Source organism: Acinetobacter sp. XS-4 (assembly GCF_023920705.1).
GTDB lineage: Bacteria > Pseudomonadota > Gammaproteobacteria > Pseudomonadales > Moraxellaceae > Acinetobacter.
In genome coordinates this window covers 3,285,973-3,312,047 of sequence record NZ_CP094657.1, presented here as the reverse complement: position 1 = coordinate 3,312,047, position 26,075 = coordinate 3,285,973, and the positions used below count along the sequence as shown (strand labels likewise).

The 26,075-nt window shown below is 39.1% G+C and carries 29 protein-coding genes, 4 tRNA genes and 1 riboswitch; of the genes, 13 read left to right on the top strand and 20 right to left on the bottom strand.

Features of this window, described 5'->3' with window-relative positions:
• From MMY79_RS15400 to bioD, 3 genes are read left to right on the top strand one after another with little or no spacing between them, the layout of a single operon-like run.
• A complete protein-coding gene (locus MMY79_RS15400) occupies nucleotides 1-1,158 on the top strand; it encodes an 8-amino-7-oxononanoate synthase (RefSeq protein ID WP_252609982.1) in 1,158 nt (385 codons plus the stop codon).
• Complete coding sequence (gene bioC / locus MMY79_RS15395; RefSeq protein ID WP_252609979.1) at nucleotides 1,155-1,904, top strand: malonyl-ACP O-methyltransferase BioC; 750 nt, start codon at nucleotides 1,155-1,157, stop codon at nucleotides 1,902-1,904. Before MMY79_RS15400 ends, bioC begins: the two co-directional genes overlap by 4 nt.
• Nucleotides 1,905-2,549, top strand: coding sequence for a dethiobiotin synthase (bioD, locus tag MMY79_RS15390; RefSeq protein ID WP_252609977.1), 645 nt, complete (start codon nucleotides 1,905-1,907; stop codon nucleotides 2,547-2,549).
• A 63-nt stretch (nucleotides 2,550-2,612) separates the two neighbouring features.
• On the opposite strand, the gene rluB is transcribed toward bioD, so the two are convergent.
• The 5 genes from rluB to MMY79_RS15365 all read right to left on the bottom strand — a co-directional run bounded on the left by rluB (nucleotide 2,613) and on the right by MMY79_RS15365 (nucleotide 6,552).
• Nucleotides 2,613-3,536, bottom strand: a complete 924-nt coding sequence (gene rluB / locus MMY79_RS15385) for a 23S rRNA pseudouridine(2605) synthase RluB (protein ID WP_252609975.1) — start codon at nucleotides 3,534-3,536, stop codon at nucleotides 2,613-2,615.
• A 41-nt stretch (nucleotides 3,537-3,577) separates the two neighbouring features.
• Nucleotides 3,578-4,171, bottom strand: a complete 594-nt coding sequence (gene scpB / locus MMY79_RS15380; protein WP_252609973.1) for an SMC-Scp complex subunit ScpB — start codon at nucleotides 4,169-4,171, stop codon at nucleotides 3,578-3,580.
• Nucleotides 4,168-4,959 (bottom strand): segregation/condensation protein A, encoded by a 792-nt coding sequence (locus MMY79_RS15375; protein ID WP_252609971.1) that lies wholly within the window; start codon nucleotides 4,957-4,959, stop codon nucleotides 4,168-4,170. The genes scpB and MMY79_RS15375 overlap by 4 nt, the downstream gene beginning before the upstream one ends.
• Before the next feature lie 223 nt (nucleotides 4,960-5,182).
• Nucleotides 5,183-5,800: an L-threonylcarbamoyladenylate synthase gene (locus tag MMY79_RS15370; protein WP_252609969.1), complete on the bottom strand. Its 618-nt coding sequence runs from the start codon at nucleotides 5,798-5,800 to the stop codon at nucleotides 5,183-5,185.
• Between the two features lie 89 nt (nucleotides 5,801-5,889).
• Nucleotides 5,890-6,552, bottom strand: coding sequence for an elongation factor P hydroxylase (locus tag MMY79_RS15365; protein ID WP_252609967.1), 663 nt, complete (start codon nucleotides 6,550-6,552; stop codon nucleotides 5,890-5,892).
• Nucleotides 6,553-6,648: 96 nt separating this feature from the next.
• Here MMY79_RS15365 and MMY79_RS15360 point away from each other — a divergent pair, with 96 nt between their 5' ends.
• The 6 genes from MMY79_RS15360 (at nucleotide 6,649) to lysM (ending at nucleotide 10,322) form a co-directional block, all read left to right on the top strand.
• Nucleotides 6,649-7,209 (top strand): YceD family protein, encoded by a 561-nt coding sequence (locus tag MMY79_RS15360; RefSeq protein WP_252609964.1) that lies wholly within the window; start codon nucleotides 6,649-6,651, stop codon nucleotides 7,207-7,209.
• Between the two features lie 74 nt (nucleotides 7,210-7,283).
• On the top strand, nucleotides 7,284-7,469 hold the full coding sequence (rpmF, locus tag MMY79_RS15355; RefSeq protein ID WP_000290730.1) for a 50S ribosomal protein L32: 186 nt from the start codon (nucleotides 7,284-7,286) through the stop codon (nucleotides 7,467-7,469).
• A 151-nt stretch (nucleotides 7,470-7,620) separates the two neighbouring features.
• Nucleotides 7,621-8,607, top strand: coding sequence for an ACP S-malonyltransferase (gene fabD, locus MMY79_RS15350; RefSeq protein ID WP_252609962.1), 987 nt, complete (start codon nucleotides 7,621-7,623; stop codon nucleotides 8,605-8,607).
• Nucleotides 8,604-9,338, top strand: coding sequence for a 3-oxoacyl-ACP reductase FabG (fabG, locus tag MMY79_RS15345; RefSeq protein ID WP_016139079.1), 735 nt, complete (start codon nucleotides 8,604-8,606; stop codon nucleotides 9,336-9,338). Before fabD ends, fabG begins: the two co-directional genes overlap by 4 nt.
• 84 nt (nucleotides 9,339-9,422) lie before the next feature.
• The gene (acpP, locus tag MMY79_RS15340) at nucleotides 9,423-9,659 is read left to right on the top strand and encodes an acyl carrier protein (protein ID WP_004641570.1); all 237 of its coding nucleotides are present in this window, start codon (nucleotides 9,423-9,425) and stop codon (nucleotides 9,657-9,659) included.
• A gap of 189 nt (nucleotides 9,660-9,848) precedes the next feature.
• On the top strand, nucleotides 9,849-10,322 hold the full coding sequence (gene lysM / locus MMY79_RS15335) for a peptidoglycan-binding protein LysM (protein WP_151818183.1): 474 nt from the start codon (nucleotides 9,849-9,851) through the stop codon (nucleotides 10,320-10,322).
• Nucleotides 10,323-10,365: 43 nt separating this feature from the next.
• Here lysM and MMY79_RS15330 read toward each other — a convergent pair whose 3' ends face one another.
• On the bottom strand, nucleotides 10,366-11,133 hold the full coding sequence (locus MMY79_RS15330; protein WP_252609960.1) for a hydroxymethylpyrimidine/phosphomethylpyrimidine kinase: 768 nt from the start codon (nucleotides 11,131-11,133) through the stop codon (nucleotides 10,366-10,368).
• A gap of 97 nt (nucleotides 11,134-11,230) precedes the next feature.
• Between MMY79_RS15330 and MMY79_RS15325 the strand changes: the two genes are divergently transcribed.
• Entirely contained in the window at nucleotides 11,231-11,905 is a 675-nt protein-coding gene (locus MMY79_RS15325; protein WP_252609958.1) for an HAD-IA family hydrolase, read from the top strand.
• A gap of 59 nt (nucleotides 11,906-11,964) precedes the next feature.
• On the opposite strand, the gene ribB is transcribed toward MMY79_RS15325, so the two are convergent.
• A complete protein-coding gene (gene ribB / locus MMY79_RS15320) occupies nucleotides 11,965-12,624 on the bottom strand; it encodes a 3,4-dihydroxy-2-butanone-4-phosphate synthase (protein ID WP_252609955.1) in 660 nt (219 codons plus the stop codon).
• Nucleotides 12,625-12,714: 90 nt separating this feature from the next.
• Nucleotides 12,715-12,865: riboswitch (FMN riboswitch) on the bottom strand.
• Between the two features lie 176 nt (nucleotides 12,866-13,041).
• Between ribB and MMY79_RS15315 the strand changes: the two genes are divergently transcribed.
• Together MMY79_RS15315 and MMY79_RS15310 are read left to right on the top strand one after the other, a co-directional pair.
• The gene (locus MMY79_RS15315; protein WP_252609952.1) at nucleotides 13,042-14,823 is read left to right on the top strand and encodes a DUF2157 domain-containing protein; all 1,782 of its coding nucleotides are present in this window, start codon (nucleotides 13,042-13,044) and stop codon (nucleotides 14,821-14,823) included.
• Nucleotides 14,823-15,383, top strand: a complete 561-nt coding sequence (locus MMY79_RS15310) for a GDYXXLXY domain-containing protein (protein WP_252609950.1) — start codon at nucleotides 14,823-14,825, stop codon at nucleotides 15,381-15,383. Before MMY79_RS15315 ends, MMY79_RS15310 begins: the two co-directional genes overlap by 1 nt.
• 46 nt (nucleotides 15,384-15,429) lie before the next feature.
• On the opposite strand, the gene panD is transcribed toward MMY79_RS15310, so the two are convergent.
• The 11 genes from panD to MMY79_RS15255 form a co-directional block, all read right to left on the bottom strand.
• Entirely contained in the window at nucleotides 15,430-15,810 is a 381-nt protein-coding gene (panD, locus tag MMY79_RS15305; protein WP_002120296.1) for an aspartate 1-decarboxylase, read from the bottom strand.
• A gap of 134 nt (nucleotides 15,811-15,944) precedes the next feature.
• Entirely contained in the window at nucleotides 15,945-16,526 is a 582-nt protein-coding gene (pth, locus tag MMY79_RS15300; RefSeq protein ID WP_003653332.1) for an aminoacyl-tRNA hydrolase, read from the bottom strand.
• 20 nt (nucleotides 16,527-16,546) lie between these two features.
• Nucleotides 16,547-16,843, bottom strand: coding sequence for a 50S ribosomal protein L25 (rplY, locus tag MMY79_RS15295; RefSeq protein WP_252609949.1), 297 nt, complete (start codon nucleotides 16,841-16,843; stop codon nucleotides 16,547-16,549).
• 96 nt (nucleotides 16,844-16,939) lie between these two features.
• Nucleotides 16,940-17,890, bottom strand: a complete 951-nt coding sequence (locus MMY79_RS15290; protein ID WP_151767209.1) for a ribose-phosphate pyrophosphokinase — start codon at nucleotides 17,888-17,890, stop codon at nucleotides 16,940-16,942.
• 37 nt (nucleotides 17,891-17,927) lie between these two features.
• A tRNA-Gln gene (locus MMY79_RS15285) sits at nucleotides 17,928-18,002 on the bottom strand.
• A gap of 91 nt (nucleotides 18,003-18,093) precedes the next feature.
• Nucleotides 18,094-18,168, bottom strand: a tRNA-Gln gene (locus tag MMY79_RS15280).
• A gap of 20 nt (nucleotides 18,169-18,188) precedes the next feature.
• Nucleotides 18,189-18,263 (bottom strand) — tRNA-Gln (locus MMY79_RS15275).
• A 26-nt stretch (nucleotides 18,264-18,289) separates the two neighbouring features.
• A tRNA-Gln gene (locus tag MMY79_RS15270) sits at nucleotides 18,290-18,364 on the bottom strand.
• Nucleotides 18,363-19,196, bottom strand: a complete 834-nt coding sequence (gene ispE / locus MMY79_RS15265) for a 4-(cytidine 5'-diphospho)-2-C-methyl-D-erythritol kinase (RefSeq protein ID WP_252609948.1) — start codon at nucleotides 19,194-19,196, stop codon at nucleotides 18,363-18,365. The genes MMY79_RS15270 and ispE overlap by 2 nt, the downstream gene beginning before the upstream one ends.
• An 18-nt stretch (nucleotides 19,197-19,214) precedes the next feature.
• Nucleotides 19,215-19,793, bottom strand: coding sequence for a lipoprotein insertase outer membrane protein LolB (lolB, locus tag MMY79_RS15260; RefSeq protein ID WP_252609947.1), 579 nt, complete (start codon nucleotides 19,791-19,793; stop codon nucleotides 19,215-19,217).
• Between the two features lie 4 nt (nucleotides 19,794-19,797).
• Nucleotides 19,798-21,507 (bottom strand): tetratricopeptide repeat protein, encoded by a 1,710-nt coding sequence (locus tag MMY79_RS15255; RefSeq protein WP_252613538.1) that lies wholly within the window; start codon nucleotides 21,505-21,507, stop codon nucleotides 19,798-19,800.
• An 88-nt stretch (nucleotides 21,508-21,595) separates the two neighbouring features.
• Here MMY79_RS15255 and hemA point away from each other — a divergent pair, with 88 nt between their 5' ends.
• The gene (gene hemA / locus MMY79_RS15250; protein WP_252609946.1) at nucleotides 21,596-22,879 is read left to right on the top strand and encodes a glutamyl-tRNA reductase; all 1,284 of its coding nucleotides are present in this window, start codon (nucleotides 21,596-21,598) and stop codon (nucleotides 22,877-22,879) included.
• Here the strand turns inward: hemA and MMY79_RS15245 are convergent.
• The gene (locus tag MMY79_RS15245; RefSeq protein WP_252609945.1) at nucleotides 22,876-24,750 is read right to left on the bottom strand and encodes a DNA primase; all 1,875 of its coding nucleotides are present in this window, start codon (nucleotides 24,748-24,750) and stop codon (nucleotides 22,876-22,878) included. The genes hemA and MMY79_RS15245 overlap by 4 nt on opposite strands.
• Before the next feature lie 157 nt (nucleotides 24,751-24,907).
• Entirely contained in the window at nucleotides 24,908-26,071 is a 1,164-nt protein-coding gene (locus tag MMY79_RS15240) for an outer membrane protein assembly factor BamD (protein ID WP_252609943.1), read from the bottom strand.
• Nucleotides 26,072-26,075 lie beyond the last annotated feature (4 nt).

The following is a 26,075-nucleotide window of genomic DNA, read 5'->3' as shown; positions in this document are numbered from 1 at the left end:
ATGTCATTGCTTGATCATTTTGCTGCCGAGTTAGATGAGTTAAAACAGCAAGGTAATTTCAGAAAATTTACCCAAAATGTGCAGCAGGAACGTTTTATTACGATTCAAAATAAAACGATGCTCAACTTGGCTTCAAATGACTATTTGGGATTGGCAGCTGATATCAATCTTCGCCAAGAGTTTCTTGATAGCTTTCCAATCGAGCGTAGCTATTTTAGTTCTTCATCATCACGTTTATTAACGGGTAACTTTGAAGAATATGAACAATTAGAAAATAGCCTAAGCCAAGCATTTGGTGGTCGGGCGGCACTCTTATTTAATAGTGGCTACCACATGAATATTGGTATTTTGCCAGCTGTTGCCGACAGTAAAACTTTAATTTTGGCCGATAAACTTGTTCATGCCAGCATGATCGACGGAATCCGTTTGTCTGGTGCTCAGTATATACGTTATCGACATAATGATTTACAGCATTTAGAGCAACTTTTGCAAAAATATCATGATGACGACAAGATTGAACGAATCATTGTGGTGACTGAAAGTATTTTTAGTATGGATGGTGATGAAACGGATTTAACCGCTTTAGTACAGCTCAAAAAATGCTTTGCTAAAACCATGTTATATGTTGATGAAGCTCATTCAATCGGCGTGCGTGGTCAGCAAGGTTTGGGATGTGCTGAACAATATAATGTGATTCACGATATTGATTTTTTGGTGGGAACATTAGGTAAAGCTTTAGCAGCAGTGGGTGGTTACATTATTTGTGATCCAATTATTAAAGATTATCTCATTAATAAAATGCGCCCACTTATTTTTAGTACTGCTCAACCACCGATTGTCATGGCTTGGGCAAATTTTATATTCCAAAAAGTATTACAAGCTCAACCGCAACGTGAACATCTACAAAATATTAGCCAATATCTTCAACATGCTGTTGTGCAAAAGGGTTATGTAAGCCCATCGACCAGCCATATTATTCCAATTATTGTGGGAGAAAGTCAGGCTGCTATCGATAAGGCAAAACAGGTACAAGAAAATGGTTTCTATGCCATGCCAGTACGTCCACCAACAGTTCCTCAAAATAGTTCCCGTTTACGTATTTCTTTAACGTCAATGGTACAGCAACATGAACTTGAAGCACTGGTGAGTTTCCTGTGAGTTTGAATAAAAACTTGGTTGCCCAACGTTTTGCTAAAGCAGGGCAAAGCTATTCACAGCATGCGATTGTTCAAAAACAAATTTGCCAAAATTTAACGGTGTTCCTTCAGCAATTTTGCCCGAGTACGATGTCGCGCGTTTTTGAAATTGGCTGTGGTTCTGGCAATTTAACGCGTCTTATTCATTCATCTTTTCAAATTGAAGAATTAATTTTAAATGATTTATATTCGGATGTGCAGAAGCACTTCAATCACCAACAAGATTTGAAATGGTTGATTGGTGATATTGAAACTTTAGCGTTTCCACAGCATCTCGACATGATCGTTTCAGGTTCAGCTTTACAATGGATGCAGGATTTACCACGCTTACTCAAACGCTGTAATGAGTCTCTAATTGATCAAGGCTGGTTATGTTTTTCAACTTTTGGCCCTCAGAATTTAATCGAGATTAAAGAATTAACAGGTCAAGGTTTAACTTATTGGTCTATTGAAAATTGGAAAAGTGCTTTAACGCAAGCTGGTTTTGAGATTTTGCATTTGTCAGAGTCAGAAGCTCAACTCTATTTTGATTCGCCTAAAGCGGTATTACAGCATTTGAAAGCTACAGGTGTAACCGCAACTGCTCAGCATCGTTGGACTAAGCAAACTTTACAACAGTTTTATCAAGATTATGACCGGTTTAAACATACCGAGGGATATTCTTTAACCTATCATCCGATTTATTGTATTGCCCGGAGAATGAAGTAAATGAGTGGCCAGATCTATTTTGTCAGTGGGATTGATACCGAAATTGGAAAAACCTACGCGACTGGCGTTTTAGCAAAATTATGGACAGAGCAGGGTAAAAAAGTGATTACCCAAAAACTCATTCAGACGGGTAATGCTGATATTTCTGAAGATATTGAAAAGCATCGTGAAATTATGGGGCAGGGTTGGTTTCAGGAAGATCATGATAAGCTCACCATGCCAGAAATTTTTAGTTATCCTGCTTCACCTCATCTTGCAACACGTCTAGATAACCGAGCAATTGATTTTCAAAAAATTGAAAATGCAACTCAAACATTGGCGGAGCGTTTTGAGATTGTTTTACTCGAAGGAGCTGGTGGATTAATGGTGCCATTAACTACAAGTTTACTCACCATTGATTATATTGCTCAGCACCAATTTCCCGTTATTTTAGTTACATCAGGTCGTTTAGGAAGTATTAACCATACTTTGCTTAGTCTTGAAGCGCTTAAGTCTCGTGGGCTGAAATTAAAAGCTTTGGTTTATAACCTAAAAGATGAATCAAAAGATCCATTAATTTCTCAAGATACTTCAAATTATTTGAAAGATTATTTAGCAATTCATTTCCCTGAAACTGAATGGATTGAGCTGGAAAAAATGAATTAATTTTAAAAAAAGCTGTAAAAAACCGCTCTGATTTGAGCGGTTTTTTACATATGATTCAATATTTTAGAATTTCTTAGAGCTGCGGTTAAAACCAGTCGGTTTACGTTGGTTACCTGTGTTAACTGGAGCTTCTTTTTCTTCATCACGACGTTGCTGACGTAAATAACCGCCACGACGAGCTGCCATTGGTTTTTCGGTCATACGGTCAGTACGACGTTTTGCCATACCAAATAGACCTGTGCCTTGACGTGGTTTTAACTCAACAGATTTTGCTAAATTGTCGATGTCAGTTTTATCGAGTTCCATCCAGCGACCAGTGCGTAATTCGCGTGGTAAAATAACTGTACCATAGCGCGTACGCAATAAGCGGCTTACTTTAAGTTCTTGTGATTCAAAAATACGACGCACCTCACGGTTACGACCTTCTTTTACGACAACTTGGTACCAGCGGTTAATACCTTCGCCACCAATTTCCGAGAAAGACTCAAATTTAGCTGGACCATCTTCAAGTTCTACACCTGTTACCATTTTTTGGCGTATTTTAGGCGTTACTTCACCCATCACTCGAACAGCATATTCACGTTCAACTTCATTTGATGGGTGCATTAAGCGGTTAGCAAGCTCACCATCATTTGTAAATAGTAATAAACCAGTACTGTTAATATCTAGACGACCTACCATTACCCAGCGGTCATTCGCAATTTGTGGTAAATGATCAAATACGGTTGGGCGTTTTTCAGGATCATTACGTGAACAGATTTCACCTTCTGGCTTGTAGTAAATCAATACACGGCGACGAATTTCGTCTTCAATTTGAAACTGAACTTTACGGCCATCAATGCGTAATTCATCGCCTGGTTCAATGCGCTCACCCACTTGGGCAACACGACCGTTTACACTCACGCGTCCTGCGGCAATAACCTCTTCCATATATCGGCGGGAACCTAATCCGATTCGCGCTAATACTTTTTGCAATTTTTCACTCATGACAGCACAACCTTAGACATAATGATCAACAGTCCACCTCTTTATGATTTCGGTGCATTTGCATCGAGAGCCATAAAGGCTTCCTTGGCGTTCTGTAGGGGAGGCAATTGGCCTATCGAAGCTAGACCAAAAGCATTCAGAAACTGTGGCGTTGTAATTAACAACGCGGGTCTTCCAGGTAAATTCCTAAAACCGGCTTCTTTAATCCAGTTCCAGTCAAATAGTGTTCTAAGAATCTGACTATTATTAGACACACCACGAATTTGTTCAATATCAGCGCGGGTAACTGGTTGATGATAAGCAATGACGGCCAGTGTTTCTAGTAAAGAAGGCGACAGTTTAGTTGGTCGCTCTGGCCAAATTTGCGCAATAATACTACGATATTTAGATCTTACCTGAAAGCGAAACCCTTGCGCTGTTTCAATCAACTCAATAGATCGGCCGTGTTGTAATAGCGCGAGCTGTTGTAAAAGTTGACGAAGCTGTTGTTTATTATACTGATTATTAAATGCTTCTTTTAAACGGGCAATTGAAACGGGCGCATCACTGGCAAAAATAATTGCTTCAAGTTGTAATAAGACTTCGTGATGAATGTCAGCTAATGACAAATCAGTATTATTTTGTTCAAAACTCATATTGAAGATCCTTGAATTGCTAAAGGAGCTTCAATACCAGAGGCAATAATTTTAATTCGCTGTTGACGGGTTAACTCTAAAACAGCCATAAATGTAACAACCATTCCCATGCGACCCTGCAGAGGATTGAGTAATTCTTTAAAACTTAACACGTCACCAGACTCTAATTTCTCTTCAATATATGCAATGCGTTCTTCGAGTAATACAGGCTCTTGAGCCACGACATGAACAACAGGTTCTGGGCGGTTAAATACACAGAACAAAGCATCATGTAATGCTGAAATATCATAGCCTTCGTAAACAGGAGCGATATGACCTAAGCTCACATTTGCATTGAATGTATCACGCTCAAGAATTGGCATTTGACCTAAACGTTCGGCCGCTTGCTTAATACGTAGATAGGTTTCAAGTCGATCAATCAGTTCCTGCTTGGGATCTTTTTCAATACTGATCATTGTTGGCTTTGGTAAAAGTAGACGAGACTTTAAATCAGCCAATAACGCTGCCATCACCATATAATCGGCTGTTAGCTCAATATTTAAGGACTTCATACTATCCATATAGGTTAAATATTGAGTTGCTATAGGCGCAATATCGACTTGAATTAAATCGAAACCGTTTTTTTGAATCAGATAAATTAAAAAATCTAGCGGACCTTCAAACTGTTCGAGCAAAATCTCAAATGCAGCAGGAGGTATGTAGAGATCTTCAGGAATCTTGTCATGCCACTCATCTAAAACACGGATGTGTGGAGCGTCTTCCATGGATTGATGAAGTGATTGATTCATTACGATTATAAGCCACGCGAATTTTCAAAAGCATGAGACTTGTTATTCAAGTCAAAGAGAGCTGTAAATAGAAGAACAGCAGATAGTGGCAATCATTCTAAATGAATTGTGCCTTTTAATAAATTACTTAACGACTAAAGTGTAAAAAAAATCCAAAATAAATAAAGAGTATTTTTTTGAGTGATAATACTTTTTTTAAAACTATTGGTAAAATTGTAAGTGCTTATTCAAAAGCACTTACATCGCCAATACCACGGCGGATAATTTCAGGATGTTCACCCGATAAGTCGACAATACTTGTGCTTGTTAAAGTACCAAAGCCACCATCAATAAATACATCAATTCGTTTATCTAACTGATTTTCAATATCGTATGGATCATCTAGAGGGTCTTCTTGGCCGGGTAAAATTAATGTACTAGTGAGTAAGGGTTCACCAAGTTCTTTTAATAAAGCCTGACAAATTGGGTTGCTTGGAATACGTAAACCAATGGTTTTCTTTTTAGGATGCATTAACCTACGCGGAACTTCACTGGTTGCCGGTAAAATAAAAGTCGTAATGGCTGGGGTGTTCGCTTTCAATAATCGATAAGTTGCATTATCAACTTTTGCATAAGTTGCAATATCTGATAAGTCGCAGCACATAATTGCATATTGGTGCTTTGGCCCTAAACCGCGTATCTGAGCAATACGCTCCATGGCATTTTTATTACCGATCTGACAGCCAATTGCGTAGGCAGCATCGGTAGGGTAAACCACAACATCTCCGGCACGAATGCGTTCAACCGCTTGGCTAATGAGGCGTTGCTGTGGATTTTCAGGATGTATATGTAAATGCATCATATTTTAGAGACTCCATCACGCCAGTGTTAGAATAATTATTAGGCTTTTTAAATAACCTATGCAAGTGATTAACGTGGTTTTTTTGTCAATTAATCAAGGAGTTCACGTTTAAATTCATTTGATTGTAATGCTATGCCTGAACGTGTACATTGGCAAATAAAACCAATAAATGCTGCTGCATCACGTGGCAACTTGGCTTCACCTGAAAAGTAATGTTGTACTTGAGCATAAACATTATCTTTAAATATTTTGCCATCTCCGCCATCACCTGTCAGGTTATCAAGCGAGACTCTAAATTTTCTACCGAAAGACTGTGCAAATAACCATTCAATTGCCTGCGGCTTAATTTCTACTTGTTCAAATAGACTTTGCTGCTCTTGTGTACGACCATCGGGTGCATACCAATATCCTAGATCAGGTAGGAGACGACGTTTTTCACCAGCAATCGACCAATGACTGATTTCATGTAAGGCGCTGTTCAAAAAACCATGGGCGAATTGGATTTTAGCTGGACCTTGATTTGTTGCCGGGAAATATTCTGGTTCAAAATCTCCACGAACTAATGTCACATTATGGTGGGAAAACCAGTGATTAAAGTGTAAAATAAGCCAATCAACTTGCTCAGACTCCGATTTTGAGCTTGACCATGGTGAGAGTTGCACTATGTCAGGTACAAGAGTGTTCTGATCAGTTGAATGGGTGCAAACGAGTAATGAAGTGTTAACTTCAGGTTGCGGCTGCAACAGGTGCATTGCTTAATTTACCCCGAGTTCTGTCTAAAGAAGTGCAAAATTGTATCTTAATCTTTGACAGAGTACCGATGAATTTGTAGAATTGCCGCCTTAATTATGTCAGCAAATACCTTTCCGGCACAGATTGAGCCGTTTAAATGGGCTGAACAAGGCTTTACATGGTCAGGTAAACTGTCCTTGTCTCGCTTTGCTCGTATCGCTCGTGAAGCTGTTGGATCAATTGATAATCAATTGGTCAACATAGACTGTAAGCTATCAATGGATGCATATCATCGCATTGTGTGGATGGATGGTCATATAGACACGATAGTTCCAATGGAGTGCCAACGTTGTTTGGAACCTGTTGAAATACCTCTTGTCTTAGACTTCCATATTGCATTAATGGATGATGAGTCACTGATAGAGCGCTTGGATGAGGATGCTGATTTCATCGTTTTAGGTGAAAGTGAGTCTTCGACGAAAGGCGATTATGATACGCCTGCCTCGATTAACTTGCTCGCATTACTAGAAGATGAACTGTTATTGTTGGTGCCTTTATCTCCCAAGCATGATGCTTGTGAAAATAAACATCAACCTACCGTTCAAAATGTTGTTGAAGAAAAACGGGATAATCCGTTTGATGTTTTGGCAGGTTTGAAGGGTAAACTTAACTCATAATTTGTGATATAATTGTGAGATAAGACAACTGAATTTGTTCTGATCCATTTTTTCGATCTTTGTAAGGAGCCATCATGGCCGTTCAGCAAAACCGTAAAAGTCGCTCTCGCCGTGACATGCGCCGTTCACATGACGCTTTAACCGAGAATGCATTAACAGTAGACCAAGCAACTGGTGAGACTCATCGTCGTCACCACGTTACTAAAGACGGTTTCTACCGTGGTCGTCAATTATTCGCTAAAGCAGCTGATGCTGAATAATTGTATGATATGCATTAAGCGTGATGCTTAAGTATAGAAAAAATGGGAGCGAAAGCTCCCTTTTTTTGTTGTTTTTCGCAATTATAAAAATATAAATAACATGTTAAATTTCCGCTCCAGAAATGAGTGAAAACCCAAAAAAGGATTTCTTATGTCTGCTAAACGTCTTGAACAAGTAGCTTTAGCCACAAAAACTGCGTTTGTGTTTCCAGGTCAAGGTTCACAAAAAGTCGGTATGCTTGCTGAACTAGCAGAACAGTTTAGTGGGGTTGGGCAAACCTTTGCTGAAGCTTCGGATGCACTTGGATTCGATCTGTGGCATATTGCGCAAAGTGGCGAAGGCCTCAACCAAACAGAAAATACCCAACCTGTGTTATTAACTGCCAGTATCGCTCTATGGCGTGTATGGCTTGATTTAGGTGGTCTGGCACCTAAGTACCTTGCAGGACATTCTCTAGGTGAATACAGCGCTTTAGTTGCTGCAGGATCTATGAGCTTGGCAGATGCGGTGAAACTCGTGAATTTGCGTGGCAAACTCATGCAAAGCGCTGTTCCTCAAGGGGAAGGAGCTATGGCTGCAATCCTTGGTTTGGCTGATGAAAAAGTGGTTGAACTTTGCCAAATCGTGAATGCAGAAGGTCAAGGCTCAGTAGAAGCTGCAAACTATAATTCACAAGGCCAAGTCGTAATTGCTGGAAGTACAGCATCTGTACAACAAGTAATGGCTTTGGCAAAAGAGCAGTCTGCTAAGGCAATTGCTTTACCTGTGTCAGTTCCTTCGCATTGTTCATTGATGAAACCTGCTGCTGAAAAATTTGCAGAAGCTTTGGAACAAACTGCCATTGAGCTGCCTACCATACCTGTAATACAAAATGTCAACGCGGGAATAGCTACCGATGTTGCTCAATTGCGTCAGGCGTTAACTGCTCAATTGTACCAATCTGTACAATGGACAGACACGATGCAGTTTTTACAAGACGAAGGTATTCACTACGTTGTTGAGTGTGGACCTGGTACAGTATTGAGTAATCTCGCGAAGCGTTTACCAAATATAGAAAAAGCTTTTGCTATCGATAGCAAGAGTAAAATGGAAGATGCCCTAAATGCTGTTTTAGTGGCAGAAGGAAAAATTGCATGACACAAGAACGCAAAGTTGCATTAGTAACGGGCGCGAGTCGGGGCATTGGCGCTGCTATTGCTCAGCAACTTATTCAAGACGGTTATTTTGTTGTAGGTACTGCGACATCTGAATCTGGTGCACAAAAGTTAAGTGAAAGCTTTGGTGAGCAAGGGGCAGGTTTAGCTCTCGATGTGCGTAATCTCGATGAGATTGAAGCAGTCGTTTCTCATATTGAACAAAACTATGGCCCTGTGCTTATTTTGGTTAATAATGCGGGTATCACGAAAGACAATTTATTGCTACGCATGTCAGAAGATGATTGGGATGACATTCTCAATATTCACCTTAAAGCCGTATATCGTTTATCTAAACGTGTGCTTAAAGGTATGACAAAAGCGCGCTTTGGCCGCATTATTAATATTAGTTCTGTTGTTGCTCACTTTGCAAATCCAGGTCAAGCGAACTACTCTGCTGCCAAAGCAGGTATTGAAGCGTTTAGCCGTAGTCTTGCAAAAGAGATGGGTAGCCGCCAAATCACTGTGAACAGTGTGGCGCCAGGTTTCATTGCAACAGAAATGACAGATGCACTTAGTGAAGACATTCGCAAAAAAATGAGTGATCAAGTGGCTTTAAATCGCTTAGGTGAGCCACAAGATATCGCAAATGCGGTGAGTTTCCTTGCAAGTGATAAAGCAGGTTACATTACCGGTACGGTATTACATGTAAATGGTGGTTTATACATGGCCTAAGGCTGATGTATAAACTTTTAAATTTTTTTATATTCAATTAAACTAGTGGCAAATCAAACGCCACGAGCAATGAGGAGAATTCCTGTGAGCGATATCGAACTACGCGTTAAACAAGCAGTTGCAGAACAACTTGGTCTTAAAGCTGAAGAAATTAAAAACGAAGCATCTTTTATGGATGACTTAGGTGCTGACTCTTTAGATTTAGTTGAACTTGTAATGTCTTTCGAAAACGACTTCGACATCACTATCCCTGATGAAGATTCTAACGAAATCACTACAGTTCAATCTGCAATTGACTATGTAACTAAAAAACTTGGTTAATTCGCATATTGCTGAATAAAAAGAAGGCCACCGCAAGGTGGCTTTTTTTTATTTGAGAAAAATAAAAGAAGAGATACATATTTTTACAAGATCAACCTCAATTGATAGCAGAGGTATCTCTTTTTTCACGTATAACAATAATGGTCAGTTTAATGACTTTATTATAAACAAGAATATGAGGACTAAAAGATGGGTCTTTTTGATTTTGTAAAAGGTATTGGTAAGAAAAATACCGCTCCTGCAGAACCACAACCAGCTCCAGCAACACCAGCAGAACCTTCTGCACAAGAAGTTGCAAATAAATTATTGGGTTTAATTAAAAGTTTAGGCTTAGGGGTAGAGGGCTTATCTGTAACCTATAATGGTTCGACTGATACTGCGACTATTAATGGTCAAGTACAAAGCCAAGCGGATAAAGAAAAAATTATTCTTATTGTTGGGAATATTGATCATGTGGCACACGTAGATGATCAAATGACTGTTGCAACTCCTGAACCAGAAAGCAAATTTTATACAGTGAAATCTGGTGATAACCTTTCAAAAATTGCAAAAGAATTTTACGGTGATGCAAATCAGTATCCAAAAATCTTTGAAGCAAATAAACCGATGCTAAAAGATCCAGATGAGATTTTCCCTGGCCAAGTTTTACGTATTCCTCAATAATTGAGGGTAATAAAAAAGGCGCTTTTAGCGCCTTTTTTTCTTTTTAAAATCTTTTTGGTATTTTTTGCCCATTTGCTACTGGAGTGTCGGCGTTCTTTAAAACACCGAATAACCATGTTTCAGCATGCTGAACTGCAATTTTTAAAGAATCACCTAAAGCTAAACGACCAGCAATAAAACTCGCTAAAGAACAACCTGAACCGTGATACTCACCGTCTAAGCGCGGGCAACTACTACTCGCCGCAAGTTCACCATTAATATATAAAGTATTTTTAATATGATCTGGTGTATCTTCGTGTCCACCTTTGACTAATACAGCTTTGGCGCCCATTTCGAAAAGTTTTTGGGTTGCTTGTTCTAGATCATCAATGCCTGTTAGAGCACGTAATTCGACCGTGTTGGGCGTAATAATAGTAGCTAGAGGAATAAGCTCAACAAACGCTTTAACGAGAGTCGCCTGATCACCTAAAGAGCCACCACTGTTTGCCACTAAAACAGGATCAAGTACATATTGATAGTCAGGATGTGCGCGAAGAAACTCAGCTAGAGTAGCAATATTATCTGTAGTGCCAAGCATGCCTGACTTGACGCATTTAATTGGTAAATCATCTACAACGGCATTTGCTTGAGCTAATAATAGTTCTTTTGAGGTTGCTTCGAAGCCGAATACTTGTTGTGAGTTTTGAATGGTGAGGGCTGTACATGCAATTGCTGCATGAGCGCCACTTTGTCCAATCGCTTCAATATCAGCTTGTAAACCTGCACCACCTGAAGGGTCTAAACCCGAGAAACAAAGTACGGTTGGACGCACGGTTATTTCCTTTTCAATTTAAATTTACGTTAGTATAAGAGAGTTTGATTAAACTCTCGACCAATTGAATTAAATACTTTACTGGGTTAGTGATTGAATGGCTATAAAACATATTTTGATTGATTTAGATGGAACCCTAACAGACCCAAAAGTTGGTATCCATACTTCAATTCGCTATGCAATGGATAAACTGGGATATCCTTTAGCTGCCGATTTAAATATTGACTGGACTATTGGCCCACCTTTAAAAGCCTCATTAGCAAAACTATTAGCTACTCAAGATGATGCTTTAGCTGAGCAAGCTTTACTTGCTTATCGTGAGCGTTTTTCAGTTACGGGCTTATTTGAGAATGAAGTATATCCATCAGTTGCCCAAACGCTTAATGCATTAAAAGAAGAAGGATACAGTTTATTCGTTGCAACGGCTAAACCAACGATTTATGCAAAACGTATTTTAGATCATTTTGAATTAAGCCAATATTTTGTACATATTTATGGTAGTGAATTAACAGGTGAGCGGACCAACAAAGCTGAACTCATTCATTATATTCTTGAACATGAGCAACTAAACCCTGAAGAGTGTTTAATGGTGGGTGATCGCCAATATGACATTTTGGGTGCGCGTCATAATGGTATTGAAGCAGTCGCAGTGACTTATGGTTATGGAACGCCAGAGGAACTTGAACAAGCACAGCCTAAAGCAACGATTAAGCAATTCTCTGAACTTTTTGACTATATCGAAGAGCAGGCAGCACAAAAGAAAGTATCTTAAATATTATTAAATTTTAATTTAAAGGTTTGGCTTTAATGTAAAACCAAACCTTTTTTTATTTAAATACCATGTTGTTGGCGGTATTGAACAAGCTCTTCAATCGTAATCACGGTTAAGTGATGAGTTTGAGCATACGCCAAAACTTGAATGCCTGATGCCATAGTGCCATCTGGATTAGTTAATTCACATAACACGCCAGCAGGTTTAAGCCCAGCCAGTCTTGCTAGATCAATTGTTCCCTCAGTATGACCTCTGCGAGTAAGTACTCCACCATTACGGGCACGTAAAGGAAAAACATGGCCCGGACGGTTAAGATCACTTGGGACAGCACCATCTTTAATTGCGGTTTGAATGGTGGTAACACGGTCTTTAGCAGAAACACCTGTGGTAACACCTTGAGCAGCTTCAATGGTCACGGTAAAAGCTGTATGAAACTGGCTTGAGTTGTGAGAAACCATTGGAGGAAGTTCTAAATGATCTGCTAGCTCTTTTGTAAGGCATAAACATACGATACCTGAGCCATCACGAATCATACGTGCCATTGTTTCTACCGTTAATGTTTCGGCTGCAACAATTAAATCTGCTTCATTTTCACGGTCAAAGTCATCCATAACCAAGACTGGTTTGCCTTGACGGATATCTTCTAATGCTTGTTGAATGCGTTGCTCAGCAGGAGAGAGGGCTGAGAAAAAAAGTTCTGGTTGAATTAAGCTAGACATAATGAAACGCTCTCGTAAAAATACGGTTGAACATTTCAGGACTGATGTAAAAACAGGCTGGCACTGAAATAAAGCGGATTTATCGCAGTTCGTCGTCTTCTTTCATCCGGACTATACCGTCGGCTTTGGAGTTTCACCAAATCTGCTCAAATTACACAATTTAAGCTCGTGGGCTTGTTAATCTAATCATAAAAATTAACTTTACCACCGGTGGGGAATTACACCCCGCCCTGAAGCGATGGGTTTTATTATAGCGCGCTTAATAAAATTGGCTAGATGCATTTGTAGAATGCTAAGTCTCTTTATGAATAAGTATTTTCATAAACAGAATTAGGCTTTTTAACAAGAGCTTACTTGTTGATATGAAAATGGAATGCTATGTTTTTTATAGAAAATTATAAATAAAATAGGTGTTTCATGCAGATAAGAGACGATTATCCCTTTAGGAATACTTTATTTATTCAGCATCTCCATATTTTCAGTTATGTATTTATGGCGGTCAGTATTCTTTATTTAATTGCTGCTAACTGGTTAATGCTTCCAGACAGTATTCAGCTAGCCATCCCACCACTTATATTACTTGTGACAGCATGGTTCAGCGTAAAAGATACCTTAAGTGAAGGAGTTAGGCAGACTTTACATGGTGTTTGCGGTTTGATGGTAGGCTTAAGTTTGGCTGTAATCGGGCAGGTTTATCAAACAGGTGCAGACAGTTATTTGCTTTTCTTACTTTGGACGTTACTTTTATTACCATGGCTATATCGACCGAATATAGGAATCTTTGCTTTAATTTGTATTACCAGTCAGCTCACACTTTTTTTATTTTTTAAGCAAACTTTCTGGTCAGAAAAATTTCCTTATTTATATTTATTCGCTCTAAATTTATTAAGCCTTATCGAGTTTTGGGTATGTATAAAGAGGTATCGTGCTTTAAGATTTGTTTTTATCGCTTGGTTTGCCGTTATTTCAATAACGGGAATGATCCAGTTTTTATCAAGTGAACATATTCCTTACCTGATCTCGGCTTTCTTTGCTGGAATAATCGCTTTTTATTATTTTTTTAAAAAAGATGATCAGCTATGTGCAAGTTTAATGGCTGCGGTTCTCGGTGTGACCGCAACAATATGGCTTGTAGATGGCATTAATAACTTGTTTAAAGATTCTAATGAATTCATCTTTTTATTAATTGCGGGCATTATTTTTATTTGGTTTGCATTAATTAGTTATTTTCTAATAAAAATCTTTCGTCAAAGCCGCTTTTATGTGATCCCTTTAGCAATTGGGGCTTGGCTTGCGGGTCTGGCACTTGCGGCTTTTACGCTGGTGTTTTGGGAGGCTATTTCTTTAGTTATAGGAGTTATTTTTGTTTTTATAGCTGCCATTTTATTGAAAAAATCCCACCATCACTTCATTCGCCAATTTGCCTATTGTTTATTTATTAGCGGGCAGACTGCTTTTTTATTTCATCTTGGTTCAGAAACAGATCAAATTTTATGGGTTTTAATTGCGCAGATTTTTATTTTATTTGTGAGTTATTTTCTTAAACCGCACTGGTTCTTCATTTTAATTCAAATGCTTGCTACATATGGCATAGCTTTTATCTATTTGCTGCAACTAGATCATTCATTGTGGTCAATACATTCTACTCAGATCTATTTAAATTTAACTTTGCTCAGCTACTTGGTTTTTAGCTTGGTACTCTTGCCTAAGAGTGGATCAATAGCTCTATATGAGCGTAGTATTTTGTTATGTGTACTTGCAGTAATTTTGGTAGCTTCTTTCTTTGATGCTTTTGTGGGTTTAGTTCCAGAAAGCTCGCTAGATCAGCAGCTATGGATTTTATATTTACTGCCTAGTATCTGGTTGTTGTGCTTTAGTATTTTTCATTTATATAGACAACTTCATGGAGTCACTTTTTTCGCCTTTTTAATTTTTGGTGTAGTACTTATTACACTTGGCTATTTTGAAATTTTCATTCTGCTTATTATTTTAACGTGGGCATTAAAACAGAAAGATTATATTGTTTATGGAGTTAGCTTAGCCGTATTTGTTTTAGTGTTCTGGCAGCTCTACTACAATTTACAAGTAACTTTTCTAGCCAAGAGTGCATCAATTTTTATTTCTGGCATTGTATTGTTGGCTTTATATTGGTTACTTGACCATGAAAATCAACTCAATTTGATTGAAGGAGAAAAATAATGAAGAAATATTTTTCTCCTATTCTTGCATTAGTCACTATCTTATTCTTTGCTGGATTAGTGGCGAAAAACGAATGGCATCTGCACCATAGTAAAAGTATTTTTATTGAGCTTAGACCTGTTGATCCGCGTTCAATTTTACAAGGCGATTATATGGCACTGGCTTATGAATTAAATTTACAATCTCTTAAAGCTCTTGTAGGAAGTGAGAGTGATGCTCTAGATCGGGTGATTTTTAATCGTTCGTCTGTTCCAGCAAAAGTTATTTTGGATTCGCGAAATCGCGTTGTTCGTACAGTTTTAGATATCAATAATTCATTTGCTGGGCAAAGGTTAATTTTAAAAAATCCTGAAAATCGTTTACAGGCTTTATATCCCGCTTCACGAAGTTTCTTGTTTGCCGAAGGTCTAGCTCAATGCTATGAGAAAGCAAAGTATGCTGAATTTAAGGTAAATACAAAAGGAGAGGCGATTCTGTTTGATTTACGAGGAGAAGAACTCCAGCCTTTAAATTGCAAACAGCAAAAGAACTGGTGGGAAGGAACGATTAAGGATTTATAAAATTATAAAAGCCCGTCAATGCGGGCTTTTATATTCTTAGAATAAATTAGGCAACTTGAACAGGTATACAATTCGCTGTGTGGTTGACTGTATTATTTGGATTTGCATAGACCAAACGTGGTTTATGAATGTTTGCTTCAGCTTCAGTAAAATCACCAAATGTAGCAATAATGACTAAATCACCAACGTCTGCCTGATGTGCAGCACCGCCGTTTACTGAAATAATTCCAGAGTTATCTTCACCACGAATCGCATAGGTCGTGAAGCGTTTGCCATTGGTTACATTCCAAACATGAATTTCTTCATATTCACGAATACCAGCTAAGTCCATCAATACGCCATCAATTGCACAAGAACCTTCGTAGTGAAGTTCAGCATGTGTTACAACTGCACGGTGAATTTTGCATTTTAATAAACGAGATAGCATGGCTAGCGTCTCCTAAGTAGACCTAAGAAGATTAAGATCTTATGGTGAAATCTTTAGCTTTTGCGGTTGGCAAAGTGGCTGATGCGCATTTTGCTCCTAAAAAAGCAAGATAGCAAGCTTGATTGTTCAACAATTTAAGTGGGTTTATATGCATTAATTTGATTCATGGCCTGTGGAACTTGACCTTGAACAAGTAGTTTCACTTTAGAAAGGGCATGATCAATTGCTGCATCCATCAGACTCTGTTCACTACTTGGTGCTTTGCCAAGTACATGACCTGAAACTCTCTCTTTCGAGCCAGGGTGTCCGATACCAATACGTAAACGATGAAAATTTGGACCAATATGAGGGACAATGTCACGTAAACCATTATGACCACCATGTCCTCCGCCTGTTTTTAGACGAATTACACCAGGGTTCATATCAAGTTCATCATGAGCAATCAAAATTGCTTCGGGAGCAATTTGATAAAATTTTGCAAATGGAACTACACTTTGTCCAGAACGGTTCATAAATGTAGTGGGTAGAAGTAGACGGACATCGTGCCCTTCTATATTACCACGTCCACTGATTCCGTGAAATTTCGGATCATTTTTTAATGTAATGCCATACTTATTAGCAAGTTGTTCGATGAACCAAAAACCTGCATTATGGCGGGTTTGGGCATATTCTGAACCAGGATTGCCCAAACCAACAATTAGCGAAATATTTGACACTAATCTACGCCTTTCAACACTTATGCGCGTTTGAAGTCAGCGTGCATAGGAGTGTTTTTAGATGGGTGACGTTGTAACGCTTGGATTTTAACGTTTTCAACTTTGTCGCCCACTTGGATTTCTACAACTTCTTCAAAGAAAGCATTGTTTTCTAAAGCTTTTACAAGCTGACGAAGTTCTAAAGTAATAGCTACAGGCTCAGCATTGCCACCATAAATGATAGCTGGAATTAATGCTTCGTGACGAAGGCGGCGGCTCGCACCTTTCCCTTGTTTGTCTTCAGCACGCGCTTGAGCGTTTAATACGAAGTTTGCCATGAGTAAATCCTCATTAAAGTTTAAATATACTAAACTTGCGACCAGTTTAGTGATAGAAAACCCCAGCCAAGGCTAGGGTTCATAAAAGCTGCGGTATTATAAACTATCGAACATCGCACTGATAGATTCTTCGTTATTAATACGACGAATCGTTTCAGCAACCATGCTAGCAACAGAAACCTGACGGATTTTGCCCAAGGTTAATGCTTCTTCAGAAAGAGGAATAGTGTCAGTGACAACTAATTCATCAATAACTGAATTACGTAAGTTTTCAATAGCCTTGCCAGAAAGTACAGGGTGAGTTGCATATGCAACTACACGGCGTGCACCAAATTGCTTAAGCGCATCAGCTGCTTTGCACAATGTACCAGCAGTATCAACCATGTCATCTACGATAACGCAATCACGATTTTTTACGTCACCAATTAAGTGCATAACTTGCGACTCATTGGCTTTTTGACGACGTTTATCAATAATTGCTAAATCGATGTCACCCATTTGTTTGGCAACGGCACGAGCACGTACTACGCCACCAACGTCAGGAGAAACAACCATAAGGTTATCATGCTGCTGTTGACGTAAGTCAGCAAGCAAAGCAGGAGTACCGTAGATGTTGTCGACTGGAATGTCGAAGAAACCCTGAATTTGGTCAGCATGTAAGTCAATCATTACGACACGATCAATACCAACAGTGGTAAGCATGTCTGCAACAACTTTAGCTGTAATCGGCACACGTGCAGAACGTGGGCGACGGTCTTGGCGAGCATAACCAAAATACGGGATAACGGCTGTAATACGACCAGCACTTGCACGACGCAAAGCATCTGCCATAACCAAGATTTCCATAAGGTTATCATTGGTAGGGGCGCAAGTAGGCTGAACGATAAATACGTCTTTGCCACGAACATTTTCAGTAATTTCTACTGAAATTTCTCCATCAGAAAAGTGACCGACTGATGCAGCACCTAGAGGGATATGTAAGTGACTTACGACTTTTTGAGCGAACTGTGGATGAGCATTTCCACTAAAAACGACAAGATTGGGCATGAAGCACCCTTGGCGGTTGGTATGTAATTAAATAAGATGGCAGGGGCGGCTGGATTCGAACCAACGGATGCCGAGATCAAAACCCGGTGCCTTACCACTTGGCGACGCCCCTAATGCGGCAGAACTTTAATATTTTTGCAATGCAATGTCAAGATCAATCAACAAAAAGCATAGCAATTAAGTCTGTCTTTAAAATAAGATAATGGCAGGGGCGGCTGGATTCGAACCAACGGATGCCGAGATCAAAACCCGGTGCCTTACCACTTGGCGACGCCCCTAAATTTGATGATATATATGATGGCAGGGGCGGCTGGATTCGAACCAACGGATGCCGAGATCAAAACCCGGTGCCTTACCACTTGGCGACGCCCCTAATATAATCATCATTACAGGTGAGGTTGGCAGGGGCGGCTGGATTCGAACCAACGGATGCCGAGATCAAAACCCGGTGCCTTACCACTTGGCGACGCCCCTAACGTGTAACCTTAAAATGATTAAGAGGAGATTCTTTTAAACTATTTACCAAGTAAGATTTACATGGTGAATGGTTGAGAATTTCATCAATATTCATTTCATTCGTTACTTCAATAAAAACACAAGCACCTGTACCTGTAAGCTTTGCTTGACCAAATTGATCTAAATATCGCATTGCTTCTTCTACTTCAGGGTATAACTGTCGAGCTAATGGCTCAAAGTTATTTCCAAAATTAGAAGGTTCTAACTGATAGGCGCAAAATTTAGTGGTCTTAGAGTCTCTTGTCAATGTTTTTTGTGAAAAAAGCAATTGAGTGCTGATAAAACAGTCAGGTTTTAAAACAATGAACTGTTTTTGATCTAAGTCTATGAATGATAAATGTTCACCAATACCTTCAGCCCATGCATTTTTACCATAAATAAAAATAGGAACATCGGCACCAAGCTTCACACCATAGTCCGCGAGTTGTTCTTGATTTAGTCCACATTCCCATAATTGATTTAACACAATCAGGGTTGTGGCAGCATTGGATGAACCTCCGCCGAGGCCTGCACCCATTGGAATATTTTTTTCAATTTTGATGAGTAGACCGCAGAATTTTTTTGCATGCGGTCTTAGTATTTGAGCAGCCCGATAAATTAGGTTTTCTTCAGGTCGGATTTCACTCAATCCATCAATTTCGATTTGTTCATCCAAAGTCGGCGTAAATATCATCCAGTCATATAAATCAATAAGTTGGAAAATGGTTTGTAACTCATGATAGCCATTTTCGCGTCGGCCTGTAATATGTAAAAACAGGTTGAGTTTAGCTGGAGAAGGAACTCGAATCATAGATTTATATAATTAGATTTAGCGGTTTTGGATGACCATTGTAATACGGTTTTCTTTATCTTCAGCAAGAGCTTGCTTTAAAACCAGTTTGTTTGGCAAAGTTTGTTCGCCATCATAGCTGAAATTAACTGTCCAGCCATCTTCAATAAGCTGGTTGACACGATTTTCATTATCTTTACTGATTTGAGCACTTAGAGTTGCGGGTTTGGCCAAAATCCAGCTCGTTAAATGAGTGATTGGTGCTTGCCAACCAGTTGCACGCTCTAAAAGTTCTTCTGGAGAGGTTGCCGTAATTAATCCAGTTTTTGCACTATTTAGCTTCACTTCACCAGGTTTACCCTGAATTTGAGTTTTTCCTACACCTAAAATACCGCTTAATTCAATATCAAAATTATCTTGTTGTTGAACCCACGTGAAAAAAGCACTACCTGTTTGTTGTGGTGTGCGAACCCCGATCTTACCTTGTAAATTAAAGTGCTTTTCATCTTGAATTTGCTGGGTAACCGCTGGTTTAGGTTGAGTAAAATGCTGACAACCGGTTAGAAATAATACACTTGACCCACAGATCGCTGTGCACAGTTGGGCAAATTTGCTCATATATTTAACTCTTTTTTGCAGATGTAGGTAAAATTAACGCATCAAGCTGTTGTAATTGTGGATCATTGGCATGTTTTTGTTTCAGTTGTTGTAACACAGCGCTAAATTGAGTTAATGATCCTTGCATATACAATGCTTTAGCATAACGAACGCCAATGTTTATATTGTGGCTAAGTTCATAAGCTTTGCCTAAAGCATCTGCCGCAGCTTCATAATCATTCTGTAAAAATGCAATATAACCAAGCGTATCAAGAATTGAGGCTTGTTCTGGCGCATATTCCAAAGCTTGCTCTGCATATTGACGTGCTTCTTTTAACCTACGGTTTTGCAGGGCTAGTGTATAGGCATATGCATTAAGGTAAGTTGGACTGTTAGGCTCAAGTTGTAATAATTGTTTTAAGGTTTTGTCGAGTTTATCTCGGTCAGTATATGGATCAAGTAATAAAACTTCTGCGTAAATGAGTTCCGGATCATCCGGTAAATTCTTTATCGCCTCATCTAATAAATTTAATGCAGCTTTTTTATTGCCCATTTTCTTTAAGATTTCAGCTTGAGCTTGATATAAGAAACTTGCATGTTGGGGGTAATTTACGCGTTCTTGAGTGAGGAACCGTAAAGCATCATGTAAATTTTCTTGCTTATCATATATTGCAATCAGATTGCGTCTAGAAACGACGTATAAGCTGCCATCAACTAAACGATAGTAAGCTTTTGCAGTTTCATAATGCTGTTTGCGTTCTGCATTAATGGCTAAATAGTAATAGGCTTCATTTTGATATTTTGCAGAGTTTCTTAGGTCAACAAGGTATTGTTCTGCTTTGTCATATTGCTTTAAATCAATACTGGTTAAGCCTGCAATAAACAATGCCTCTTCAGCTTTAGGGTTAGCTTCTATAACGTTTTCGAGCTTTTCTAAAGCGAGTTGAGATTGATTGAGTTGTATAAGATAGCGGATTTCTGCTAAACGAATGTCTAAATTTTTCTTATATTTACGGCTGGATTTTGCATACCATTTAAGCGCACCTTCTTGATCGCTAAGAGCAATGAGTAGGTTTGCTTTCATTAAAATAAAACTCGTCACTTTAGGACGTCGGCGTAATGCTTTGTTAATGTTGGTTAGAGCAGATTCTAATTGGCCATTTTGGGCTTCTAAGTTGGCGATGAGCGCTAAAATAGAAGGGTTGTCTTTTTCTGCACTAGAACGTAAAGCTGTTAATAATACATCTCGATCTTGAGCATTTTCTGGGGCAATACTCGCTAAAATTTGTTCTAAATCAGCAGTTGGATCTATTTTTAAAATTTTATCTAATGTTTCAGCGGCAAGCTGGTATTCATGTGTTTTTAAAGCAATATGTGACAAATAAAATAAAGCAGGTACATCTTTGGGTTCTTGGGCGACCCAATGTGTAGCAATGTTTAAAGCAGCTTGAAAATCATTATATTCAAGAGCAACGTCTAAAGCCCGCTGTTTAATTGAAGTAGAGTTACTTTTAATTGCGAGGACTGTGTAATTGTGCAAAGCATTAGGAATATCATCATAAGCCAGAGCAAATTCAGCGACCATAGTTTGCTCTAATGCCTGATCAAATGAATGCACGGCATAGGTCTCTTGCACAGGACGTGCATAGACATGCGAGGACATGCTACCTAACAATAAGAATGTGGTAGAATACTGTCTTATCGAAGCACCGTTAAAATTAATACGGCTATTCATTTGACGCAATTTTTATTGATCCAAAGTAATGCTTTTTATGACACCGATGTTGCACAATAGCATAAATTTAGCGAAATGATGATCTGATATGTCTTTCTTTGCATTGGGTGTCAACCATCAAACAGCTTCTGTCGAACTCCGCGAAAAAATTGCTTTCAATGCAGAGCGATTAAGTCGTTTGCTTGCCGAACAAAACCATCACCAAAACTTAAAGGATTTGGTGGTCGTTTCGACGTGTAACCGCACAGAAGTGTATGCCATGGCAGAAAATGCCGAAAGCCTTCTGAAATGGTTGGCTGATGTCAATAATATTGATGCACAGCACTTAATTCATCATGTTTATCGTTACGAGAACACGCAGGCAATTACACATTTAATGCGAGTAGCGAGTGGTCTTGACTCTCTCATGTTAGGTGAGCCGCAAATTTTAGGGCAGGTTAAAAGTGCTTTAGCATTGTCTAAAGAAGCTCAAACGGTCTCTCCTGAATTAAACAGTGTTTTTGAATATGCTTTTTATGCTGCTAAACGTGTACGTTCCGAAACGGCAGTGGGTAGTCATGCTGTTTCGATGGGGTATGCGGTTGCACAATTAGCTTTACAGGTTTTTAGTAAGCCCGAAAAACTTACTGTGATGGTTGTTGCTGCTGGTGAAATGAATAGTTTAGTTGCTAAACACTTGGCTGAAATGGGTGTCGCTAAAATTATTATTTGTAATCGTAGCCGTGAGCGTGCTGACCAATTGGCTCAAGAGATTTCACATCAAGTTGAAGTGGAAATTATTGATTTTGCAGCATTGGCTGAAAATTTGTATCGAGCCGATGTTGTGTCGAGTTGTACTGGTAGTTTATATCAGGTTATTGCTTATCCAGATGTTAAGGCTGCATTAAAGAAACGTCGCTATCAACAAATGCTAATGGTTGATTTAGCAGTGCCTCGTGATATAGATCCTAAAGTTGAAGCACTTGATGGTGTCTATTTGTATGGTGTTGATGATTTACAAAGCGTGATTGATGAAAACCTAGCTCAACGGCGTCAGGCCGCTGTTGAGGCAGAAGTCATGGTTAATCAGCTAGCTACCCAGCTTATTACTCATCAAAAGGTTAAAGAGGCTGGCAGCACAATTCATGCTTACCGCCAACATAGTGAAGAAGTTAGTCAACAAGAGCTTACGCATGCATTAGAGGCTTTGCATCACGGTGAAAATGCTGAACAAGTATTACAGCAATTCGCGCATCGTTTGACGCAAAAGCTTATGCATCCGACATCTATCTTGCTACGCGAAGCTGCCAAGGCAGAGAATCCTGATTATTTGGAATGGTTACAACAGCATTTACAGGACGTCTTTGATCATGAGCGTAAGCCAAAACATTAAGACAACAGCCTTAAGCTAATTTGTTTTGTTAGCTCATTGAGTTGCTGTCTTAAATTTCTTGATTCAATCAGAGAAATTGGCGATTTAAGCTTTTGACGTAAATATCTTTCTTTTAGGCCTAAAGCATATTCTTTGGCTAACTTGTCAGCGACTTCAGGCGCCTGTGTTAATGCCTGTATATTGGTTCTTTGCATAATATCGGCAATTTCATGACAATAACTACTACAAGCACCAAGCACATAATAAGTTGCTAACTCTTGATCATCCGGTAAGTCATCAAAAATACGATTTAAAATAGCCAGAACTTTTGCCAATAATTCATCTTGCTGAATATAGGCACGTAACCCTTCAAAATGAATATAAAGAAAAGGGTGATTCATCAAAATTGCAATCGCGAAGTCTTCATCTTTCGTGTGAATGTTAAATGAGAGCGAGGCATCATGGCTGATTTGTGGTGTAAAACGTTTACCCAGTCCAAGCTTTTCACGGAAAGATTGATTGAGTAAATAACGGAAAGAGCCCTGTTTGGGTAATAGTTCAGTCAGTTCTCTAAGTTCACCCATAACTAAGCTTTTGCCTTCTGGGGTGCTGATGTTGTGTTGACCTGTTAAATGAGCAAAGACAAAATCAGACAGAAGAGGTGCCTGTTGTAATAGTTTCTGGAAGTTTTCAAGCCCTTCACGGCGGATAAGAGAATCCGGGTCGTGGTCATTCGGTAGTACGAAAAATTTAAGTTCGCGGCCATCATTGAGAAGTGGTAAAGCAATTTCTAAAGTTCTGCGTGCTGCTTTTTGACCCGCAGCATCGCCATCAAAAGCAATGGTAATACGGCTATTTTGTTTAAATAAAATATTAAGATGTTCTGTATTACTTGCTGTTCCTAAAGTTGCTACGGCCCCTGTAATGCCATATTGCTGAAGCGCAATGACATCCATGTAGCCTTCAACCATTAACCAGTCGCTAGATTTGAGTTTTCTACCTTCATAAAGCCCATAAAGTAGTTGGTTTTTATGAAAGACCTCTGAGTCTGGAGAGTTAATGTATTTAGGCTTGATTTCATCATTTAAGGCACGACCACCAAAACCAACGACACGGCCTTTAGGGTCCCGAATCGGAAAAATGACACGGTCACGTAATAAGTCAAAATCACGACCACTATCACTTGAACGGATAAGCCCAAGTTGTTTTAAACCATCAATATCGTAAGGAAAAGCTTTTTCTAAGTGTTGCCAGTCTTCCGGAGCATAGCCCAAGCGCCAAAACTGAATAGTCTGATTAGTTAAGCCCCGTTGTTTAAAATAATTTTTTGCCTTTTGACTATTAGGTAATTGGTGCTCATAGAACTGAGCAATATTTTCCAGTAAGTCATATAAATTACCTTCTTGAACTGGTTCATCAAAACTAAAAGGTTGTTCAAACTGGGCAAATGGATCATCAAAGAATACAGGTTCAAGCGTGTTATAGCTTTCATCAGTTGGTTGTTGCGGCGTTGGAGTTACAGGCTCCACCGTATTTGCTTTCGCAACTGGTGGTTTTGTAACCTGACGGGTATAAGATAGCTTTTTATTTTCAGTATTATCTTTAGGTAGTTCGACTCCAGCGCTACTCGATAGCTCCTTCATTACATCTATAAAATTTCGGTTATCAATGTCCATCAGAAAACGGATTGCATTACCGTTGGCCTGACAACCAAAGCAGTGATAATACTGCTTGTCACGATAGACATGAAAAGATGGGGATTTTTCTTGATGAAAAGGGCAACAGCCGGAATATGTACGTCCCGTCTTTTTCAGTTTCACACGCTGACCAATCAAATCGACAATATCTGTGCGATCTAAAATCTGATCAATCGTATGTTGTGGAATTGCCATAATTCAGATAACCGTATTAAAACTGATGAGAGAGTGAGTCAGAATATTCTGACATGATGAGGCAAGATCTACACAATAAATATTTTAATATTTTATAAAAACAAACAGGCAAGTGGTATCACTTGCCTGTTTATTGGTGCTTTTTTAAATTTGTAACTTATTGAGCAGCGTCGCTAGTACCTTGGGTTGCATCATCTGATTGAGTGTCAGTCGATACATCTGTAGAACTAACAGCAGGAGCAACAGTTGTGTTTTCTGCTGGTTGTGGCTCAGGTTTATCTAATAAACCGAAGCTTAAACGATTTGTCCAACTACGATCTGATTTTGAGGTTTCAACAGGTGCTTGTTCTGGTTCTTCAGTTTCTTCTTTATTCGAATTACCAATTAAACCAAAGCTCACGCGATTGAGGAAACCACGTTTTGGAGCTTCTGCTTCAGCTGTACTTTCTGGAGTTGCAGCCGTAGATTCACGACCGAAAATACCTAGAGTCGCACGGTTAATCCAGTTGCCCTCTTTACGAGCAGCACGCATGTTAACAGTGCCATCTTTTTTCACCAAGTTAGGGTAATTAAGCTTTAAAACTTCAATATATTGTTGTGAAGTCGCTTTATCACCTAATTGGTTATAGCTATATGCCAAAGTCGCTAATGCTTCTGGAACTTGAGGCGTTTGTGGATAGTGTTCAATTACCCATTGAGAACGTTCGGCAGCAGCGATCCAAGCTTTACGTTTAATGTTAAAGCGTGCAGCAGTCATTTCATTTTCAGCAAGTTCTTGTCCAATGAACTTCATACGCTGAGCAGCATCAACAGAATATTGGCTACTTGGGAAACGACGAATTAAATCAACAAAATTCTGATAAGCAACTTTTAAATAACTCACATCACGATGAGATTGTTGCAAAGAGGTATAGCGCATCAAACTGTCGTAGTTTTGCTCCATATTCGCTACAGCACGAACATAGTACGCATAATCTACATTTGGATGTTGAGGATTTAAACGAATAAAACGTTCAGCTAAGGCAATCGTGCCTTCATAATCTTTTTGTTTAAATTTTGAATATAGAAGTTCAAGTTGTGCTTGTTGTGCGTATTGCCCAGTCGGATAATAAGTATCGATTGCTTCTAAAGACTTGGTCGCATCAAGATATTGACCACGGTCAAGCGACTTTTGGGCCTTTTCGAAGTAAGCTTGTTCACTAGATTGTGGGCCACTATCGACCACTTCTTTTTTACTTGGATTGCTGCTACAGCCCACAAATGCAGACGCTACACCTAAAGATAAGGCAAGCATCGTAATTTTATAACGTGGTAGCGACATAAAA

Excerpts from the sequence above, each read along its gene's own strand:
- MMY79_RS15400 (WP_252609982.1), top strand. The coding sequence starts at position 1 with ATGTCATTGCTTGATCATTTTGCTGCCGAGTTAGATGAGTTAAAACAG.
- bioD (WP_252609977.1), top strand. The coding sequence starts at position 1,905 with ATGAGTGGCCAGATCTATTTTGTCAGTGGGATTGATACCGAAATTGGA.
- rluB (WP_252609975.1), bottom strand. The coding sequence starts at position 3,536 with ATGAGTGAAAAATTGCAAAAAGTATTAGCGCGAATCGGATTAGGTTCC.
- scpB (WP_252609973.1), bottom strand. The coding sequence starts at position 4,171 with ATGAGTTTTGAACAAAATAATACTGATTTGTCATTAGCTGACATTCAT.
- MMY79_RS15375 (WP_252609971.1), bottom strand. The coding sequence starts at position 4,959 with ATGAATCAATCACTTCATCAATCCATGGAAGACGCTCCACACATCCGT.
- MMY79_RS15370 (WP_252609969.1), bottom strand. The coding sequence starts at position 5,800 with ATGATGCATTTACATATACATCCTGAAAATCCACAGCAACGCCTCATT.
- MMY79_RS15365 (WP_252609967.1), bottom strand. The coding sequence starts at position 6,552 with ATGCACCTGTTGCAGCCGCAACCTGAAGTTAACACTTCATTACTCGTT.
- MMY79_RS15360 (WP_252609964.1), top strand. The coding sequence starts at position 6,649 with ATGTCAGCAAATACCTTTCCGGCACAGATTGAGCCGTTTAAATGGGCT.
- rpmF (WP_000290730.1), top strand. The coding sequence starts at position 7,284 with ATGGCCGTTCAGCAAAACCGTAAAAGTCGCTCTCGCCGTGACATGCGC.
- fabD (WP_252609962.1), top strand. The coding sequence starts at position 7,621 with ATGTCTGCTAAACGTCTTGAACAAGTAGCTTTAGCCACAAAAACTGCG.
- fabG (WP_016139079.1), top strand. The coding sequence starts at position 8,604 with ATGACACAAGAACGCAAAGTTGCATTAGTAACGGGCGCGAGTCGGGGC.
- lysM (WP_151818183.1), top strand. The coding sequence starts at position 9,849 with ATGGGTCTTTTTGATTTTGTAAAAGGTATTGGTAAGAAAAATACCGCT.
- MMY79_RS15325 (WP_252609958.1), top strand. The coding sequence starts at position 11,231 with ATGGCTATAAAACATATTTTGATTGATTTAGATGGAACCCTAACAGAC.
- ribB (WP_252609955.1), bottom strand. The coding sequence starts at position 12,624 with ATGTCTAGCTTAATTCAACCAGAACTTTTTTTCTCAGCCCTCTCTCCT.
- MMY79_RS15315 (WP_252609952.1), top strand. The coding sequence starts at position 13,042 with ATGCAGATAAGAGACGATTATCCCTTTAGGAATACTTTATTTATTCAG.
- MMY79_RS15310 (WP_252609950.1), top strand. The coding sequence starts at position 14,823 with ATGAAGAAATATTTTTCTCCTATTCTTGCATTAGTCACTATCTTATTC.
- panD (WP_002120296.1), bottom strand. The coding sequence starts at position 15,810 with ATGCTATCTCGTTTATTAAAATGCAAAATTCACCGTGCAGTTGTAACA.
- rplY (WP_252609949.1), bottom strand. The coding sequence starts at position 16,843 with ATGGCAAACTTCGTATTAAACGCTCAAGCGCGTGCTGAAGACAAACAA.
- MMY79_RS15290 (WP_151767209.1), bottom strand. The coding sequence starts at position 17,890 with ATGCCCAATCTTGTCGTTTTTAGTGGAAATGCTCATCCACAGTTCGCT.
- ispE (WP_252609948.1), bottom strand. The coding sequence starts at position 19,196 with ATGATTCGAGTTCCTTCTCCAGCTAAACTCAACCTGTTTTTACATATT.
- lolB (WP_252609947.1), bottom strand. The coding sequence starts at position 19,793 with ATGAGCAAATTTGCCCAACTGTGCACAGCGATCTGTGGGTCAAGTGTA.
- MMY79_RS15255 (WP_252613538.1), bottom strand. The coding sequence starts at position 21,507 with ATGAATAGCCGTATTAATTTTAACGGTGCTTCGATAAGACAGTATTCT.
- hemA (WP_252609946.1), top strand. The coding sequence starts at position 21,596 with ATGTCTTTCTTTGCATTGGGTGTCAACCATCAAACAGCTTCTGTCGAA.
- MMY79_RS15245 (WP_252609945.1), bottom strand. The coding sequence starts at position 24,750 with ATGGCAATTCCACAACATACGATTGATCAGATTTTAGATCGCACAGAT.
- MMY79_RS15240 (WP_252609943.1), bottom strand. The coding sequence starts at position 26,071 with ATGTCGCTACCACGTTATAAAATTACGATGCTTGCCTTATCTTTAGGT.